Genomic DNA, 18,818 nt, shown 5'->3' on the forward strand with positions numbered 1-18,818 from the left:
CTTAATCCCTCTTCTTACCTGTGTATTGTTTTCTGTAATGGCTTGGCGACAAGCCCGTTAATTTCTTGAATACCTTCGTAAAATAGCTGTGGTCGGAATATCCAACCATGCCGCTGATCTCAGAAATCGAGGATGAATCGTCCTGCAGCAGCTCTGCGGCTTTCTCCACCCTGATCTTATTCAAATATTCGCTGAAGCCCTCCTTATTATGCGAGGTGAAATAGCTTGATAAATAGGACGGGTTAAAATGGAAATGCTTGGCTAATTCCGTGAGACTCAGCGGTTCCGCATAATGCTCGCGAATAAAATGAAGCAGCTGCGTCATGTTTGAATTGCTGCCTGCGGTCCCTCTCTTCCCGATCACATCGTTTGCTTCATCTATAAAAGCATTAAGCAGCGCGACCGCCTCACTCGCATGGGTCGTATCTCCGATCAGCTTGAAGTATTTATATTTCGATTCCTCCAGCTTCTTCATATCGGACTCCAGCCGGCCAAGCAAAATCGTAATATTGAAAATCACATTGCCTACAAAAGACTTAAATTCGAACACATCCGTCTTATATTGGCTGGCGAGACCGTTCACATGTTCAAGGAGCTTTCCGAAAGCTTCGTCAAATTGCCGCCTGTTCATCAGCTCGGAAAAATGATTCATGTTAAAAATCCGTTCTTCGTCCGTGCTTTTCGGAAGCTCGTCAAAAACGATCAACTGCCGGGATTCCGGAAGAAAGAAACGATAAGCATTCAGTTTGTGGAAACGTTCCTTATAATACATGCCCAGCTGGCTCAAATCAGAAAATGATTCGCCTAACGTCCAGCCAATCTCCGGGAACTGCGACCTCGTCCATGCAGCCAACCTGCGCGCCGTATGGGTTAAAGCAGCCATCTCGCTTTGATCCAAGTTAATCAGCCAAACGACCATATTCGGTTCGGTGGGCAGGTGAACATAAACGGCATGCGGCAGATCCGCTTCAAGCTCCGCTTTCATTCGGTCCAGCCACCGCGAATCGCCGCTTTGATCTCTGCCTTTGGTTTGGATTTGCTTTAAATCGGCGCCGAACAGTTGATAACGGTTATACGGGAAAGCCTCTGCAAGCGTTGTATCCTGCGTATCCATTTCGTACCCCGACAGGAGCTTGTCCAGCATCGCATGGATCGACAACCCGCCGTCATCATCCGATTCCACAAGCTTCAATGAAGGAATTTTCCGGGCTGTGCGCTGCACAATATCCAATAACTGAAAGGCCTCAAGCTTTGGCTTTAAGATATAATCGGCTACCCCGCTCTGGAAGGTCGACCTCACGTAATCAAATTCTCCAAAGCTGCTCAAAATAATGACTTCGATTTGCGGAAACCTTGATTTTATCGCACGGGTCAGCTCCTCACCGCCCATGACAGGCATTACGATATCCGTAATGACGATGTGGGGCTCCAAACGCTCGATCAGCTCAAGCGCCTCTTTTCCGTTAGAGGCTTCACCGACAATTTGAAAGCCCTCATGCTCCCAATTCAGCAGGTGCTTAATCCCCTGCCTGACTAATAATTCATCATCTACGATGAGAACGCGACATGAAATGGCCATATCTATACCTCCGTAATCATTATCTATGTCTTGCTGCTTTCCGCGTCCAGCTCTTCATAATAGCTCCGAATGACGATATCTTGATCATAATTGCCAAATCCTTTTCCGTACAGCGTAAGTCCGCCCCGGCCTTGCGAAGTATCCTCCGCGCATATTCGAAAAGTCCATTGGGTGCTGTCCCATGGCACATCCATTATCGTAGTATCGGATATTTGCAGTCCGTCAATGAACGAACCGAATTTATTAATTCTCAGAACCTTCATCAAACCGTATTGATTCACATCGTTTTCCCACCATTCCGGGGAAAACCGTCCTCTCATCCGGCCAAAATCCCCGGGACTTGTCCATGTGCCAAGCTCAATCCCGTTGATTGTGAATTGAATATCCGAAGGCCAGTTTTCATTGATATACGGGGCCTCCGAGCCAATTTCCATTGAAATCTCGATTTCCTCCACCCGTTGATCCTTGAACAAATAATTAGGTATTTTATATTCGACAAATCCTCTGGTAAACCATAGGATGCCGGCATGGACGCGTTCCGGATCCAAAAAATAAGCGGGATTGTCGTAATGCCCGATCATTTTCTCCGTAGAGGCAAGTCCGCAGGTAGGCGAAGCCTCGATATCCGTATAATGGCCAATCGGCACGGAAACCTCCTTGAATTTTCTTGAGGCGGGCGCAACTCGGGAAAGCTTGATTTGGAGATACTCTGCAGACAAGGAACAGTACTTATAGGTCCCGCCGTTGATCCTGCGCATCCTGCAGCCGACAAGCCCCGCTTTCTGAAGCTTATTAACATGCGTGCTGACGATCGCGCTGCTTAGAAACAGCTCGGATGCAAGCTCTTTGATATGCATTTCTTTCTTATTTAATAAGTCAATGATCTGCAAGCGAACTTCGCTCGCCAATGCCTCGTATACGCGCAGCGACTCTGCATCAGTCGATAAATACATGAACACTCACCTGCTTTTACAATTAGTAATTTAGTTAATCCTAAAACAATCGAGATAAATCATATTGAATCTAATTCGTTATTATGATAAATATGATATAGAATATTAACAATTATGAATTAGTTTATTAATTAATTCAACTAGGAGGTAGTTTTTTTTATGACAATTCAATCAACCATGCTAATCGATAAAAACTTTTCCGTCTCCGAGGTAGATCCAAGGCTCTATGGTTCCTTTATTGAGCATTTGGGAAGAGCGGTTTACGGCGGGATCTATGAGCCTGGCCATCCTACCGCCGATGCAAACGGCTTTCGCCAAGATGCGCTGGAAGCGATCCGTTCCTTGAACGTTCCGATCATCCGTTATCCGGGTGGCAATTTTGTTTCCGGTTATAACTGGGAGGACGGCGTCGGCCCTAAATCGGAGAGGAAACGTTTGCTCGATCTCGCTTGGTGGACGACGGAAACCAATGAAGTGGGCACGAATGAATTCGCCGATTGGGCGAAGCTTGTCGGCTCGGAGGTTATGATGGCGGTCAATCTCGGTACTCGCGGCATTGATGCGGCAAGAAACCTCGTTGAATATTGCAATCATCCTTCCGGCTCGTATTACAGCGATCTAAGAATCGCTCACGGCTATAAAGAGCCTCATAAGTTTAAAACATGGTGCCTTGGCAATGAGATGGACGGCCCTTGGCAAATCGGCGCAAAAACCGCTGTGGAATACGGTAGACTAGCGAACGAAACAGCCAAAGCGATGCGCTGGGTCGACCCGTCCATTGAGCTTGTCGCATGCGGCAGCTCATCGAGCGGAATGAGCACCTTTGCCGATTGGGAGGCTACGGTACTTGATCTCACTTATGACCAAGTCGACTTCTTATCGCTGCATACCTACTACAATAATAATGAAAATGATTCGTCCAATTTTCTTGCGAAATCGCTCGATATGGATCAGTTCATCTACGATGTGACGGCTATTTGCGATTATATCAAAGCCAAAAAGAAGAGCAAAAAGAAACTTATGCTGTCCCTCGATGAATGGAATGTTTGGAATTCCATCGGTTCCAGCCGGGCCGAGGTGTTGTGGCAGGTAGCTCCTCCGGAATTCGAGGATGTGTATACGCATGAGGATGCGCTGGCTGTCGGATGCTTCATCATCACGTTACTAAAGCATGCTGACCGTGTGAAAATGGCTTGCATAGCTCAATTAATCAATGTCATTGCTCCGATTATGACAGAAAACGGCGGACCTCTCTGGTTGCAAACAACCTACTATCCTTATATGCACGCTTCGATTTACGGCAGAGGCACGGTGCTGCAGCCGATTACAACTTCGCCTAAATACGATTCGAAGGATTTCACGGATGTTCCGTATTTGGAAGCGATCAGCGTCTTCAATGAAGAGAAAAACGAAGTGACGATCTTCGCTGTCAATCGCCATTTAACAGACGGCATGGAGCTGAATGTTGACGTTCGCAGCTTCGGGAACGTAAGCGTGATCGAGCATATCGTTCTGGAAAATGACGATTTAAAGGCAAGCAACACGAAAGCAAATCCGGGACAAGTTGTGCCTCACAACCGCGGAAATGCAAAAGCCGACAATGGTGCGGTAACATCCGTGCTGGGCAAAGCGTCTTGGAATGTAATCAGGCTGCAAGTGAAATAATGCGGTACCTTCTCTTTCTTTAAGCTTAAATCAAAAAACCGCCGGAGCGTGTGCTCCGGCGGTTTTTCAGCATGAACGCTGATTGAACTGAATTAATGAGTGCTTTTGATTGCCGTGGCCCATGCCTTATCCATGCTGCTTATAAACTGCTCCTTCGTAACCTCTTTGGCGTAGTAGCTTTGAAGTAATTTGGCCTGTTCATCTGTCACGCCGTTTGGCAGCTTCAGATCCTGATAGGCTTTGCCAAGCGCCACGTATTCGGATGCTTCATTCACCCACGGGAACACTTCATACTGATGCACGGTAGACGCGAGATTAAATTTAAGCTCCTGGAATAACGCGGAGGAATCCTTCTCATCGTAGAAATAGTTCAACAAATCCAGCGCCACTTCTTTGTTTTTGCTTTTTTTCGATACGGCTAGCGTTGTAGAGGTCGACAGATTGATCATCGTGCCTGCCGCATTATTGCTTACCGGCAGCGGCGCAACGCCAAATTCCATTTCCGGATTTACTTTTAGGATCGTTTCCGCGTTCCAAGGCCCCTGCACCCACATTGCTGCCTTGCCGGCTGCAAAATCGGCAGAACCCGCTTCATTTCCGACCTCGAACGGTTTTGCGGTACCATTTTCCATGATGAGATCAATTATATTAAAAATATCCTTGACATCGGCGTAGGACGCTTCGCCTTTATTCATTTTCTCGATCCAATCCGGATGCTCCGAGGATACGATCCCGCCTAATGTCAAAGCAGTCATTAGCTGCGGAACCCATGATTCTTGAAAGGCTAGCAGGAACGGCTTCGTGTCCGCTTTATTCAATTTTTCTACAACCTCTTTCATTTCATCAAGCGTTTGCGGCGGCGTTAGGCCTAGTTCGCTGAATATCTTTTTGTTGTAAAGATAACCCCATGACAAGCTCTCAAGCGGCAGCGCAATGATCCGTCCGTCATTCATGACCGTATTTTTAACCGTGTCGTAAAGGGTTTCGGCAGCCGGCTGGCTTGTAAGATCCTCTAAATATCCGGCTCTATCATACGTACTCAAATCATTGGCATGAACGTCAAAGATATCTGGCGCATCGTTTGACGCAAGCCTTGCCTGCAGCACCTGTTTCGCTTGATCGGGATTTGGCATTTCCAGATCAATGGTTACGGCAATATTTTTCTCGGCGAGCTCTTTCGCTTTGAACTGCTCGAAATATTTCTCGAACTGCTCCTTAAATCTTGGCGACCCGATTTGCACCTTCAATTCAACCTTTTGCGTGTTTTTCTCTACGCCGGTGCTCGCCGTGTTGTTCGAACCGCAAGCGGACAGCGACAGAATAAGCATGAGGCTTGCGAGACCTAACGTAAGCATTTTCTTCATAGGAATCCCCCCCTGTTTGTTTGGTTGGTCCTCTTAAGTACAGTTAGGCGGGAAGCAGGAAGCATTCAGACGATTATCGGCATTAATTGCATCATATTGATCATGCACCGTTGTTATTTTCCGCTCTGCATCTCGCCAGGCGTGACGCCAAAATGTTTTTTGAACACACGATGGAAGTAAGGAAGCTCGGTATAGCCGGTTAGCCGCGCTGCCTCTTTAATCGAGACATGCGGCATAAGCAGCATTTCTTTGGCCTTCTCCATCCGTTTGCGAATGATATATTCCGTCAGATTCTCCCCTAGGGCTGCTTTAAAGGTTCGGCTTAGATGCTCCTTGCTGACATAAAATTGATGGGCTACGCTTTCAAGCGCGATCGGCTCTAAATAATGCTTATCCAGATAACCCTTCACCTCTGCGATAACCAAATTTCCTTTTGTTTTTTGGAGAGCCTCCATCCTATCGATCGCTTCGCTGTACATTCGTCCGATGCTACCGATTGTCTCCGTGAGGCTGACGCTGAGGCGGCCTTGCTCTTCTTGAAGCATTGCTAGGCTGCCGCTTCCCAAAGATTCATAATCGGCCAGGTACTGCTCGAGTGTAGCTTTAAAATCCAATTCCAGCCGTTCAAGCTGCTCCGCCTTTAAACCCTCGGGAAAAGCATCTGCCACTAAAGCTTCTATCTTGCCCAGCGTATGCAGGACTGATGGCTTGTTCAGCTCAAATAAAGCGGCGAGCGCACGCTGCTTTAGCGCTAAATATCGATCCGTTTGAGGTACGCTTGAAAAGAGCAGCGGCATTATCCGATGCGGACCTTCCTCTGATTGCCGCAACGCGTTCAGCTCCTCGACACATTTCCGTAAAGCGGCATTAAGCTCTATCGGATCTACGGGTTTCAACAAATATTCCACTGCACGCGACCTTATAGCCTGTTTTAAATACATAAAGTCGTCATAGCCGCTCATGACAATAATTTTAAGGAGAGGAAATTGTTCATTGATTTGTTTTAACAGCTCGACGCCATCCACGCCGGGCATGCGCATATCCGTAACGACGATGTGCGGTGCATGCTCCTGAATGAATCGAAGCCCCGATTTGCCATCCTCTGCCTCGCCGGCGATCGCAAGCTGCAGCTGCTCCCATTCACCTAAAGATTTTATTACCTCTCTTGCCCATGGCTCGTCATCAATAATAAGTACGTTATGCATGATGTTCCTCCTTCATTGACAATGGCAGCTTCAGCGCAAATATTGTTCCTTTTCCCAGCTTGCTGTATATTCGCATTGCAGCGCGCTCGCCAAAATGCAATTTCAGTCTTGCATTCACGTTTTTCAGGCCAATTCCTTTACGCATTCTAGGCATTTCTTTTTCCAGATCCGGACGATCATTCTTTATGGCTATTCCTTCATTTAGTTCTGACCGCAGCTGCTTCAGCCGCGCTTGATCCATACCCATTCCGTTATCCTCAATCAGGATAACCATATGCTTTCGGATTACTTTTAACCGGATCCGGACCTGCCAGCTGCCTTCCTTCGCCTGCAGCCCGTGCTCAAAAGCATTTTCAACCAACGGCTGCAGCGTAAACCTCGGAAGCTGAAGACCGTAATCCGCGCCGTCATAATCGATGGTAACCGTGCAGCGTCCCGCAAAACGCTGCTCTTGTATAAATAAATAATTGCGAATATGCTTTAGTTCTTCTTCCAAGGCAGCTGCGTCATACCCGGAGCTTATCGAATAACGCAGCAGGTCGCCGATAACCTTCGTTATTTTATAAATTTCCGGCGCGCCCTTCACCAATGCCATGCCGCCTATTAAATTCAAAGTATTATTTAAAAAATGAGGATTAATTTGCGCTTGCAGCGCCATTAGCTGCGCGTTCTTCACCTCGATCTCCTTCTGGTATTCGTTCTCTACCAGCTCCTTCATCCGCTGCATCATGGAATTATATCCTCGCTCCAACAGCCCGATCTCATCTTGGCTGCGTACCGAAGTAAGCTCAAATTGCTGGACGGGCGTCATTCGCATCGTTCTCGCTAAGCTGACAATCGGCCTGGTAATTCGGAGAGACACCATAATGGACAATAAAATGGAGGCTAGCGCAAACAGCAAACCTGTCATAATGCCTGCTCTAACCGTATTGTTAGCGCTCTCAGTAATCGTCGTGATCGGTAAAGCTTTAATCAGAGTAAGCTCGCCGTCATCCACCCGTTTGATAAATATAAAGTGGCTGTCGGTTTTCTTGATTTCCAATTCTTTGTTTATCAAACCGTCATGATTCAAGCTTTGGATACCGGGTATAGCGTGAAAGCTTTGCTCCGTAGGCGAGGCAGCCAGCTGCTCCCCCTCATCATTGATTAAGAAAAATGAGCTGTCATCTTCTTCCGAGGTTAAAATCGTGCTGACCTCCTTCCACACTTCCTTGTTCAAGCGGATGGATAACCCGCCAAGCAATTGCTGGTCGGCAAACCGGTTCATGCTGTGGAAGGCGTAAATCCCGTTCCCGGATTCCTTGAAATACAACGTAATTGGGGTTTGCAGCATGCGGCTCCAGTTCCCTTTCGTTATATCCAGCGAATAAATTAAGCCGCTGCTCGCATAATTGACCGAATAAACCTTTTGGCTTCGATGCGTATACAAAGCCAGCTCATCTATTTTTTTTGAATTTGCATAAAAAGCATTCGTTAACGTTTCTTGAATATATTTCTGCGTCCGAAACTGTCCGCTCCCGCTTTGGATATCGATTGCGTTTAAACCCTCGATCAACGGCTGATTGACCTGAAGCGAATAAAATAAAACATTCATTTGCCGGATCAGCTCATCCAAATATTGATCGGCAGACATCATGCGGGAGCGGTTGGCATCGATGATTTCTTTTTCGACCGAGCTTCGCGTATTATGAATAGCTATCCATGTGACCGTCAATACGGGCAGCGTCGTCAAACAAATCATTAAAACCATGAGCCTGTAGCGTATACTGGTCCGTTTCATATCGCTCTCCCTCTTCCTGTGAAGTCCTACGCGTGACGATCTAGTTCAAGTGTACCAAATTAATACACCTTTTCATTGCATTAAATTAACGTTTCGCATTGTATTTTATTGATTCCCGTCTTTCTTAACCAGCGTGTTTTCTAGTATTGTAGAAACAGCCATGGAAAAACGCAAAAAACCTCTGTCTTGCCGTGCATAACATAGGTTATGCGCTGCTAGACAGAGGTCTTTTTTCTATTATCGGTATTTTGTTAAGGAGTGCTGACCTCATCGGTAGCCTCTGGTTCGGCAGTGGCCTCCGGTGCGGTTGTATTGCCTGAAGCATTGTTATCGTCTTCTATGATCACGTTTCCATTTGCATTATCCACGTTGTTGTCATTATTGCATGCAGATGCGGCGAAGACGACGGTAACGCTCATCAAAGCAATGAAAATCAGCTTAGTGAGGCTGCTATTCTTTTTCGTTTTATTCATTTGTGGTGCTCCTCTCGAGTGGTTGTTGAATTGCTTAACTATACTTAACCACTGAGGAAATTCTGAATCATCTTTACCATGAGAAAATTTTCAGAAAAAAAAAAGACCTTGCTCGGTCTCTTTTCTCTGAAATCGCCTATGAAAATAAATTTAAGTCAATAAAAAGATTCCTGGCGGTATTCCGTAAAATGAAATAACCCCGTTCGATGATTTGATTCCCGAACCTTCTCAATGATTTCGCAGATATTAATCATCGAATCAGCATCTTTCGTCGACGAAGCGATCTGATAAAGGGTACTAAAGCTGCCTAAGGCATTTTCTTTGTTAACTGCCCCAGTCTTTAGGTTGATTAGCACGCGCTCGATTTCGCTGTTAATGAACCAGACAATTCTTTTTTTAAAATTTGAATTAATCATGAGCAACCCTCCGCTGTCAATGAAATAGTACCAGTTAAGTATATCTCCGCGGATAATAAAACTCTGTCGAAGTACGTAGTCGAATAAAATTTTTTTATCAACAAAAATCCCGTTCCTTCACACACGCGTGAAAAGATACAGGATCCTTGTGATTTCCGATATATAGTCAAAAGCTGCGATTATGCAACAGCATAAAACACTTTTTTTGTCGTATTTCGTATGTTTGAAGCAACACCTTTCGACATCAGCCTAGCCCCTACAATTGATAGCTGACAAAGGCCAAACAGCGGCTGTCAGGCGACCAAGAGTTTACATTGATGGTCCCTTGCCCGCCAAACAGCTTAACCAAGGTACTTGATGGGCCTCCATCGCTTCCCATAAGGCGAATCTCAACATTTTTGTTTGCAGGATGGTCGTTCGGAGCCACATCCCCCTTGCGGTAGGCCAGATAAGCGATGGAATTCCCATCCGGCGACACATGCGGAAACCAATTATTGCTTTCATCGAACGTGATTTGTTTCTGGTCGCTGCCATCCGGATTCATCCGCCATATTTGCATCAAGCCCGTTCTCGTCGAATTAAACCAAATATGGCGGCCGTCTGGCGAGTATTCGGGTCCATCATCAAGGCCTGGAGTATCCGTAAGCTGTGTCTCCATCCCGCCGCCTTCAGGAATCGTATAAATGTTATACTCGCCTTTTCTCTCTGCGCAGTAGGAGAGTACGGCGCCGTCAGGCGACCAGCCATGCAAATAGCTAGGAGCCATCGGGGTAACCAGGACCGGTTGACCTCCGGTAAGCGAAAGCACGTAAATGCGTGATTGGCCATCCTCCTTGGTATGATGACTGACCGCCAATCGTTTATTGTCAGGTGAAAGCACATGGTCATTGTTGTTTTGGTTGACGTATCCCGTTTCAATTGGGTTGCTTTCGCGGGTTGCGAGGTCAAATTTATAAATAAGGCCTTTGCTGTTATAAATCAGATAGTTATTGTCTTTCGTCCAATTCGGCGCTTCAATTAAATAATCGAATTCGGCCAAGACCGTACGTTCTCCTGTATTTACATTTACCGTTTCCAAAAGGCTAACGAGTCCCATTCGTATACCACCCTTTTCATCGTATGAACGCATGTTCATTATGCTCATCCTACGCAATGCCCAAAATGCTGATTATAACGTTACTTTCTCTCCCGGGCTCAGTACCAACCCGTTCATCCCTTTGCTTTGAAGCTGCTGAACAAAGCTTTCAGCTTCCTGGCGGATAACGGGAAACGTATTGTAATGAACGGGAACGGTCAGCTTCGCGTTATACCACTCCGCTGCTTGCAGCGCATCCTCCACTCCCATCGTATAATGGTCACCGATTGGAATGAACGCTACATCAATCGCATGCCGGTCACCGATCATTTTCATATCGCTGAACAAAGCGGTGTCTCCCGCATGAAGGACATTTATTCCCGCCATGTTCACAATAAAACCGGCTGGCATGCCGCCGTAAATCACGGTTTTTTCTTCCGCCAGCACAATGCCCGAAGAATGGAAGGCCTGTACCATTTTGGCCTTGGCGAATCCTAAATCCACCGTACCGCCGATATTCATATCGATGGTCTTGACGCCCTTCCAAGACATAAATGCCGCCAGCTCTGCAATCGCAACGACTGGCGCATCATTATTTTTGGCGATCAGGTCGGCGTCCAAAATATGGTCCATATGCGCATGCGTCAGCAGGACTGCATCCGTTTTAATTTCTTCCGCCTTCGTCACTGCTAAGGCATTACCTCGAAGAAAGGGATCAATAATAAGTGATTTATCGCCTTCAATCATTTGAATACAGGAGTGCCCGTGGTAAATAATTTCCATAATCGCATTTTCCTCCAATTTATATGATGTCCGTCACTGCGTCATTACCCACTTGCGACGTCGTATTACCAAGCTTACTCCGTTACTCTGGCTATAACCCTTGCGACCGAAGAATCCGCTTGAATACGGAGCGGAAGCGCAATAACTTCGAATGCTTTAACACCGAGTAAACGTTTTACATTTTTCAAGTTTTCAATAATGTAAATGTGATTGCGAAATAAGCTTTTATGGATGTCAAAGGGATAATGATCCGGTGAAGGTGTGTCTAAACCAACCATCTTAACCTTTTTCCGAATAAGAAGTTGAACAAATTCCGCTGTTAAAATGGGATAATCGGTAAAATACTCCGGCTGGCCATAACGCTCGCCATGCCCCGTGTGCAGGATGACGATTTGAGATTCTCTAATGATGTCTTCATACTCGGCCTTATAAGCAACCTCGGCTGCTCCGCTTACATCGAGCAGCACGCCGTCGCCGACAAAGTTTTCTGCCGATATTTCACTGATGTACTCCACAACGTCTAATAAATGCATGGGACCATCGATATGAGTGCCCGCATGCATATTAACGGACAGCTGATGATTATTGTAGCCATCCTTGCCAAATTGCCGGGAATGCTCCAACCGGGTCTCTTCATCGCCGGGGTAAACGGGCATCCCCGTCTTTATCGTATGCGTCAGATCAATGATCACACCGCTGCTGCCCCTTCCTTCCGCCAAAAACGCTAAGCCATTTGGCTTTCTTTAACTATTTTCGCTTCCAATCCAAATATAGCACAAAAGCCATGCTTGCCAAAATAATGAAAGGTATAAGAAACAGCAGAAGAATGAAAAAAATTTGGCGGAGGTTTGGTGTTTTCCGGTACTCGGTCAGAAGGGAGTGAATTACGGCGAAGGTTGTAATACGGATGCTTTGGTTTGCAAGGAGTGCTTGATGGCCATACGTTTGACCTGCTGCTTCTGCAGTTCCGGGTACAATGAAAAAAAGGATTCATCCCGCAGCAAAGCCGCCAGCGTATCCGATGCCGCACGGGCAGCCAGCGCCTCGTCTTCAAGCAAGTAATAGGCCGCCTGATAGGCGTATGCTTCATGCTGTCTTAATACTGCCGCTTTCCTTAAAAGCTCTCGATTCGTCATCGTTATTTGCTTCACGGCTTTTCTTCACCTTCCCGCTAACCTTGAATCGACGGTTTGATTGCTTTCGTTGAACGACTTCGTTTCATTCAACTATACACAACTCAATTGCATCCACCAAGTACCATTTTTCCATGGTACTTGACAGCTCAGGAAGTTGGGAATAAAAAAGATGACCCCGTTGTTAACGGAGTCATCTGCTTGCGTTTGCCGCTTCGGATTAAGCCAGCGGCACGCGCTTCGCCAAAGCCTCAAATTTGACTAAATGCGGATTGATTTGAGTTTGAAGTTTTTTCAAAAACTCAAGCGTTGCTTTGTTTTGTTTTACCAATGAAGGGTTTTCGTTAAATTTCACGGCATAGTGCTTCGCGACGTCGCCTTTCATGTATTGAATGGTCGTAAATTTCCCGTTTTTCCAAGCATCCTTCATATTCACATTCGTGCCCATGATTTGAAGGTTCAGATTAGCATCCTTATAGTTAAAGCTGTATACCGGATCCTTTTCACTATGGGCGACGGAATAGCCTGCTGCAAATCGGTCGTCGGCGAAAGTACCGAACTGAATTTTGTGGTACTCCACTTCACCGTCAAAGTCTGTTACTCTCGTGTACAGAGCGCCATTTCCAACCTTTTGGTCATTTTTCCAAGCGCCGTCATATGTAATCTTTGTTTCTTTGCGATCACTAGTGGAATTAGCGACATATTTACCTAAGCCGTTCCGTTTGCCGTTAACCCAATCACCCGCATAGGACTTCGTTTGATACCAGGTCATTGTTCCTTTTCCATGCGGCTTACCGTCTTTCACTTCTCCGAAGTACAGAACGTTCTTGGAAATTTCAAGATACTCTTTTTTTGTAGCTGCTTCAACCTTCGACGTCCCCCCTGCGGCTGCTGCTAGAACAAATACCAACGCTAAACTGAACATCGTCATGACCATTTTCTTCATCGACAATCACTTCCCCTTATCTGGTTATATTAGTTCATTCTATTAGGATAATAAACGCGGTATGCGGTTTTCGAAACAGGCTTAAGTCCTAAAAAAGGATTTCTTTTCCTTATGGAATGAAAATAACCGTTAATGGTCCTCCTTTCTGTCATATAATCCCTGCTATTCACTCCTCGTTCCATCCAATATCCAAGGTTCGGCACTCTGCCATCGGCAGCAGGTAGACATTTTCACCTTGCATCATTCTTTTCTCCTTTCGTAAAAGTCAGGGTTTTTCTTCCATTTCCGATGTCTTGAAACATTTCGAAAAAAAATTGAAAATTCTGACCGTATCTCTGTATACATTTACAATTCACACCACATAATAACCTCACATCCCATGAAGGAGTGATTGTAATGAGCAGAAGAAAATCGAATACATTGGTTGTACCGCAAGCAAGAGTAGCCCTTGATCAATTGAAAACCGAGGCTGCGCAGCAGCTTGGCGTTTCGTTCTCGCAAGATGGATACAATGGTAATCTATCCACGCGCGACGCTGGATCAATCGGCGGATACATCACGAAAAAGCTGGTTCAAATCGCGGAACAACAATTAGGTGGGCGTAACTTCTAATCAGCCGACGAAAAGCCCTCCTTTTGCAGGAGGGCTTTTCATTTATAAACGTATCGATCCTGCAGCTAAACGGCAGCATTGTGCGGATCCTATTTTTGCAGGTGGTATGGCACGGTTGCGATGACTACGTCCTTTTGCGTAAATAAATAAGCGCGGAGCATTAAGCTCGTTTGGTTGTGCAGTAAATAATGCCACCAATGCTTCGTAATAAACTGCGGGATGAGAACCGTAATATGATCCGTTTCTGCCGTTTTCCATTCAATCGTATCAATGAACCGCATTAAAGGCCTAATGATGCTCCGATAGCTGGAACGGAGAACGATGAGCCGGACGCCGGGGTTCCATTCTTCCCACTTCTTTTCCATTCGCTCGATATCCTCGTCATCAAATCCAACATACACGGCAACGACATTATCCGTCAACGATTTGGCATAGCTTAGGGAATGATTGACGACACGCGTTATGCCCGCAATGGGAACCACGATCGTGCTCCCTTTAATAACCGGTTTATCTATCGCCATATTAATCCGCAGTTCGTCTGCCATGTTGCGGTAATGGCGGTGAATCCCATAAAACAATAAAATAACGAGCGGCAGGAAGATAAATACCATCCAAACATGGCTAAACTTCGTGAAAATAAAAATTAAGGTAATCGCCAGCGTCGTCAGCATCCCGATTGTATTAATGATGAAACGCGAGAGCCAACCGGCAGGCTTCAGCTTCACCCAGCGTACCATCATGCCCAGCTGGGAAAGCGTAAACGGAATAAATACCCCCACTGCATATAGCGGAATTAAATTTTCGGTATTGCCGTGAAAGGCGATAACCAATAACGCGGATAAAACGCCCAGAATAATGATGCCGTTAGAAAAGCCCAAACGGTCGCCCCGCGCCATGAACATATTCGGCATATATTTATCTTTCGCCAGCATGAAGGCAAGCAGCGGAAATGCCGCATAAGCCGTATTGGCCGCCAGAAATAAAATGAGCGCCGTTACGCCTTGAATCACATAATAAATGACGCCTCTGCCAAATGTCGCATTCGCAATTTGCGATACCACGGTTTCTTTCTCATTCGGTATAATACCGTACCAATAAGCAAGGAGGCTTATGCCGATAAACATTGCGCCTAGAATCGTCCCCATCATGATTAGCGTAGCTGCCGCATTGCGCTCGGCCGGCTGCTTAAAGTTCGGAATCGCATTGGACATCGCCTCTACGCCCGTAAGCGCCGAGCAGCCTGAGCTGAAAGCCTTCAATAAAAGGAATAAGCTTATGTTCGAAACCGCGGCACCCATCTCAGGCGCTGCTCCCGGTACGCCGCCTGCCAAATATTTGATTATACCGGATATAATCAGGATAAAGATAGCAATCACAAACAAGTAGACCGGCATGGCCAGCACGGAAGCCGACTCCGTGATTCCCCGCAAATTAATAAGGGTCAGAAGCGCGATCATCACTAATGCGATAAGGACCCGGTGATCATGCAGCGACGGAAAAGCGGACGTAATGGCATCCGTACCCGCGGAAGTGCTGACCGCAACCGTCAGAATATAATCGACAAGCAGCGAGCCGCCTGCTAACAAACCTGTAGAAACGCCGAGATTATCCTTCGCGACAATATAAGCGCCGCCGCCGGTAGGGTAAGAGAAAATCGTTTGGCGATATGATAAAATCAGCACCAATAAAAGACCGAGTACAGCGATGGAGATCGGAATAGAGTACCAAACCGCCGTAAAGCCGGCAACCATCAGCACAATTAAAATTTGCTCCGTCCCGTATGCGACCGAAGATAAAGCATCGGATGATAACACGGCAAGCGCCTTAAGCTTGCTAAGCTTTTCGCCTTCAATTTCCGAGCTTTTCATCGGACGACCGATTAACAACCGTTTAAATCTGCTGACCATCATAACTTCCCCTTTTCCAACCCATGAAATAAAATAACAAGCTAACTGCCGCATGGAACACAAAAAAAAGCCGCAGGAAAGTAAGGACTTTCCCACGGCTTTACCCAAATAGCTCGGTTCGTTCGTGATAAATTCCTCTTTTGGACGCTTACGAGGTTAGCTGACGGATTCGGGCGCAAAAGTCGCCCTACGCTTGGCATGGCCAAGTGATTCACCCCTGAGACAAGATCGCATGATCTTGCTCGATGGTTCCCCCGCTTCTTTTTCAGAACTCAGCGATTAAGGATATTACATGAAATAATACGGCAATAGATTACGTTTTGAATCTTACTCCTCTCCTCCGGCATTGTAAACAATCATAAAGGTCTAAATTGATTAAATTTCGAGTCATGCGGAATCATTTAACCGATTACATCCTATGCATTCTTTGCATATCGTTTGTATGCTTACGATCTCTTTGGATTATGAGAAAATCATTGGTGAATCATAGCAATCCATAAGAAACTGCATCACGTTTTATATGTTACGATTGGATTATCGTTACAACCCAATAAGAGAGGATGTTTTAGAATGGCAAAATACACGACCTACATCATTTCCGAGGACGCAAGAGCACAATCCGAATTTTACATGCAGGCACTTGGAGGAGAAATCAATTCCATTATGACGCATGGCCAGCTTCCCGACGCACGTGAGGAGCTCAAAGACAAAATCATTCACCTCTGTTTCAATGCCGCAGGCGTCAATTTCTTTATGTCAGACTCCGTGTTTGAACCTGTCCAGAGCGGTAACGCCGTTCATTTGAACCTTGAATTCGCTTCGGAAGAAGAAGCACGGCAAGCCTTTAATCAATTAGCGGTCGGCGGTCAAATCCATCAGCCTTTGGAGCCTGCTTTCTGGGGCTCTCTATTCGGACAAATCGAAGACAAATTCGGCATACGCTGGATGATTACCACCGAGGCAGCCGTAAGCCAAGCCTAACCCATCCGAATAAGGATAAGCTTTTTCATCACATCAAGAGGAGACGGCCCTTTGCTGAGGGCTGCCTCCTCTTTGCTTCGTCTATTTCTCCTATTATCAAAACAAGGAATTATTCACACGGATGTCGAATAGTGTCGGATGAAATATTTAAATACCATTTTGATAAGGAGGATGATGCTGGATGCCATTCTTGTTCAAAGCAGCTGAATACCCGTCAAGCCCCGGCTGCTATCTGATGAAAAATGAAGAAGGCAGCATCCTTTACGTCGGAAAATCCAAAAACCTGCGAAGTCGGCTGCGTTCCTACTTTACGAAAAACCATACCCATCGCAGAATCAAGCAGCTCGTACAGGAAATAGCGTCCATTGAAGTCGTGCTTGTCAATAATGAAGCGGAGAGCTTGCTCCTCGAAAATAATTTGATAAAAATCCATAAACCTCCCTTTAACCGGGCATTAAAAAAAGATAACAGCGGTTATGCCTATCTGCAGCTGACAGCTGACGAGCTTCCGCGATTGGATGTGTATTACCGGAACCGCAGCCGTCATCGGAAAATCGCTGAACCAGAGGAAATGCACCGTTTGGGTCCCTTCAAAAACGCCCGGTTCCGTGATGCGCTGCTTGAATTTGTAACGGAGCATTACGGTCTTCGAACCTGTAAAACCATGCCCAAGCAAGTCTGCCTGCTTTACCATATCGGGAAATGCAGCGGCGTGTGCGAAGGCAAAATATCGAAGCAGAGTTATTTGAATAACGTTCGCCAAGCCTCGGAGCTGCTCGCCCATCGAGGCAAAGGCCTGATTGAAACGTTGTATGACCGGATGGAGACTTATGCGTCAAAAATGGAATTTGAAAAAGCACAGCAAATGCTCATCAGTATCCGAAATTTGGAGCAAGCAGCAGACAAACAAATTGTAGACAGGGAAGCCGTTATCGATCAGGATGTCATCTACTTCGGCAGCTCCCATGCGCTGGTTGCAAAAGTCCAAGCAGGCATGCTTAGCGACTTTCAGATGTTTGAGCTCGAAAAACCGAACGATGCTGCTGCCGGCGACCAATTTATGATCACCAGATATGCCGAGGCGAAGCCTGATGAAATCATAGCGAGTCGCATCTGCGACCGAAAAAAGGTATATGCATCCTTAAAAAAAAGAGGAGAAAAGCAGTTTATCCTCACCGAGCCCAAGCGGGGGTTAAAATATGACCTTCTGCAGTTATGCAAAAACAATTATGAGTACCGATTCAACCGGCTTTAGTTCATCCCGGGATTAAAAAAAGGCCGCCAAAGGGCGGCCTTTTCTTATATGCCCATTTAATGGACCGTATTTGCCGGCATTTGCGGCATTCCGTTTGCCGGTACGAACGCGTTAATCATAATTTGCATATCATTGGCTGCCAATTGCGGCACTTGGTAATAGGCACGTTTATTTTGATACATAAATAATTCATAGGCCATTTCAACAAAGTTTTGCACTTGCGAAGCCAACACCCGGCGTACGACTGGATTCGTAACTTCAACCGCGGCCATTGCCAAGAGTGAAGCATGGGATTTCACTAGTCCAATCATATATCCGCTGATGCCTGCGTCTTTTACATCCGCCAGTGATTGATTGGGCTTTTTCGGCTGAGTCGCTTGTAAACCGTAGAGGGGCTCGATTATTTCTTTAATCATATACGTTGACGTTTCTTGGCTTGGCTTTTGGCCTGTGGCAAAACATTCCGCTGTCAGATTGTATTGGGAAAGGGCAAAGTTGTATTGACGATCCAATATGTCCAGCAATTCGACATCTTGTACATACTGCCTAAAGATCATAAATTGATCCAACATGCCGATTGAACAGGACAATACTTCATGCATATCAAAGAGCTCGTGACCTCCATGATTGAATGCCTGCATACCTGTACCTTGTAAATTTGTGTTGCTTTGCGTTTGCTGCTGCATGTTAA

General features: G+C 46.0%; 18 protein-coding genes and 1 riboswitch. Of the genes, 4 read left to right on the forward strand and 14 right to left on the reverse strand.

Going from position 1 to position 18,818, the window contains the following annotated elements:
- Position 1: 1 nt before the first annotated feature.
- Both MRBLPE1_RS03540 and MRBLPE1_RS03545 read right to left on the reverse strand, forming a co-directional pair.
- On the reverse strand, positions 2-1,579 hold the full coding sequence (locus MRBLPE1_RS03540) for a response regulator transcription factor (RefSeq protein ID WP_364141583.1): 1,578 nt from the start codon (positions 1,577-1,579) through the stop codon (positions 2-4).
- Between the two features lie 23 nt (positions 1,580-1,602).
- Positions 1,603-2,532, reverse strand: coding sequence for an ArsR/SmtB family transcription factor (locus MRBLPE1_RS03545; protein ID WP_364141586.1), 930 nt, complete (start codon positions 2,530-2,532; stop codon positions 1,603-1,605).
- Between the two features lie 159 nt (positions 2,533-2,691).
- Between MRBLPE1_RS03545 and MRBLPE1_RS03550 the strand changes: the two genes are divergently transcribed.
- Positions 2,692-4,197 carry an alpha-N-arabinofuranosidase gene (locus MRBLPE1_RS03550; protein WP_364141588.1) on the forward strand — a complete coding sequence of 502 codons (1,506 nt, stop codon included), beginning with the start codon at positions 2,692-2,694 and terminating at the stop codon, positions 4,195-4,197.
- Positions 4,198-4,289: 92 nt separating this feature from the next.
- On the opposite strand, the gene MRBLPE1_RS03555 is transcribed toward MRBLPE1_RS03550, so the two are convergent.
- From MRBLPE1_RS03555 to MRBLPE1_RS03600, 10 genes are all read right to left on the reverse strand, one after another.
- Positions 4,290-5,561, reverse strand: coding sequence for an ABC transporter substrate-binding protein (locus MRBLPE1_RS03555; RefSeq protein WP_364141591.1), 1,272 nt, complete (start codon positions 5,559-5,561; stop codon positions 4,290-4,292).
- A 113-nt stretch (positions 5,562-5,674) separates the two neighbouring features.
- Complete coding sequence (locus tag MRBLPE1_RS03560) at positions 5,675-6,766, reverse strand: response regulator (RefSeq protein WP_364141593.1); 1,092 nt, start codon at positions 6,764-6,766, stop codon at positions 5,675-5,677.
- On the reverse strand, positions 6,759-8,546 hold the full coding sequence (locus MRBLPE1_RS03565; protein ID WP_364141596.1) for a sensor histidine kinase: 1,788 nt from the start codon (positions 8,544-8,546) through the stop codon (positions 6,759-6,761). The genes MRBLPE1_RS03560 and MRBLPE1_RS03565 overlap by 8 nt, the downstream gene beginning before the upstream one ends.
- A gap of 251 nt (positions 8,547-8,797) precedes the next feature.
- Positions 8,798-9,019: a hypothetical protein gene (locus MRBLPE1_RS03570; protein WP_364141599.1), complete on the reverse strand. Its 222-nt coding sequence runs from the start codon at positions 9,017-9,019 to the stop codon at positions 8,798-8,800.
- 155 nt (positions 9,020-9,174) lie between these two features.
- Positions 9,175-9,435 carry a hypothetical protein gene (locus MRBLPE1_RS03575; protein ID WP_364141601.1) on the reverse strand — a complete coding sequence of 87 codons (261 nt, stop codon included), beginning with the start codon at positions 9,433-9,435 and terminating at the stop codon, positions 9,175-9,177.
- A gap of 256 nt (positions 9,436-9,691) precedes the next feature.
- Positions 9,692-10,570, reverse strand: coding sequence for a TolB family protein (locus MRBLPE1_RS03580; RefSeq protein WP_364141604.1), 879 nt, complete (start codon positions 10,568-10,570; stop codon positions 9,692-9,694).
- Positions 10,571-10,603: 33 nt separating this feature from the next.
- Positions 10,604-11,293: a metal-dependent hydrolase gene (locus MRBLPE1_RS03585; RefSeq protein WP_364141607.1), complete on the reverse strand. Its 690-nt coding sequence runs from the start codon at positions 11,291-11,293 to the stop codon at positions 10,604-10,606.
- A gap of 74 nt (positions 11,294-11,367) precedes the next feature.
- Positions 11,368-11,985 (reverse strand): cyclase family protein, encoded by a 618-nt coding sequence (locus tag MRBLPE1_RS03590; RefSeq protein ID WP_364141610.1) that lies wholly within the window; start codon positions 11,983-11,985, stop codon positions 11,368-11,370.
- 192 nt (positions 11,986-12,177) lie between these two features.
- On the reverse strand, positions 12,178-12,444 hold the full coding sequence (locus MRBLPE1_RS03595) for a hypothetical protein (RefSeq protein ID WP_364141613.1): 267 nt from the start codon (positions 12,442-12,444) through the stop codon (positions 12,178-12,180).
- 202 nt (positions 12,445-12,646) lie between these two features.
- A complete protein-coding gene (locus MRBLPE1_RS03600) occupies positions 12,647-13,372 on the reverse strand; it encodes a hypothetical protein (protein ID WP_364141616.1) in 726 nt (241 codons plus the stop codon).
- A gap of 396 nt (positions 13,373-13,768) precedes the next feature.
- Between MRBLPE1_RS03600 and MRBLPE1_RS03605 the strand changes: the two genes are divergently transcribed.
- Complete coding sequence (locus MRBLPE1_RS03605; protein WP_364141619.1) at positions 13,769-13,984, forward strand: alpha/beta-type small acid-soluble spore protein; 216 nt, start codon at positions 13,769-13,771, stop codon at positions 13,982-13,984.
- An 89-nt stretch (positions 13,985-14,073) separates the two neighbouring features.
- Here the strand turns inward: MRBLPE1_RS03605 and MRBLPE1_RS03610 are convergent, their stop codons facing one another.
- On the reverse strand, positions 14,074-15,891 hold the full coding sequence (locus MRBLPE1_RS03610) for an APC family permease (RefSeq protein WP_364141622.1): 1,818 nt from the start codon (positions 15,889-15,891) through the stop codon (positions 14,074-14,076).
- 130 nt (positions 15,892-16,021) lie between these two features.
- Positions 16,022-16,179: riboswitch (cyclic di-AMP (ydaO/yuaA leader) on the reverse strand.
- A gap of 282 nt (positions 16,180-16,461) precedes the next feature.
- Here MRBLPE1_RS03610 and MRBLPE1_RS03615 point away from each other — a divergent pair.
- Complete coding sequence (locus MRBLPE1_RS03615; RefSeq protein ID WP_364141625.1) at positions 16,462-16,872, forward strand: VOC family protein; 411 nt, start codon at positions 16,462-16,464, stop codon at positions 16,870-16,872.
- 181 nt (positions 16,873-17,053) lie between these two features.
- Positions 17,054-18,127: a GIY-YIG nuclease family protein gene (locus MRBLPE1_RS03620; RefSeq protein ID WP_364141628.1), complete on the forward strand. Its 1,074-nt coding sequence runs from the start codon at positions 17,054-17,056 to the stop codon at positions 18,125-18,127.
- A 56-nt stretch (positions 18,128-18,183) separates the two neighbouring features.
- Here the strand turns inward: MRBLPE1_RS03620 and MRBLPE1_RS03625 are convergent, their stop codons facing one another.
- Positions 18,184-18,813: a spore coat protein gene (locus MRBLPE1_RS03625; RefSeq protein ID WP_364141631.1), complete on the reverse strand. Its 630-nt coding sequence runs from the start codon at positions 18,811-18,813 to the stop codon at positions 18,184-18,186.
- Positions 18,814-18,818 lie beyond the last annotated feature (5 nt).

It is taken from the genome of Paenibacillus sp. LPE1-1-1.1 (assembly GCF_040676435.1).
GTDB lineage: Bacteria > Bacillota > Bacilli > Paenibacillales > Paenibacillaceae > Pristimantibacillus.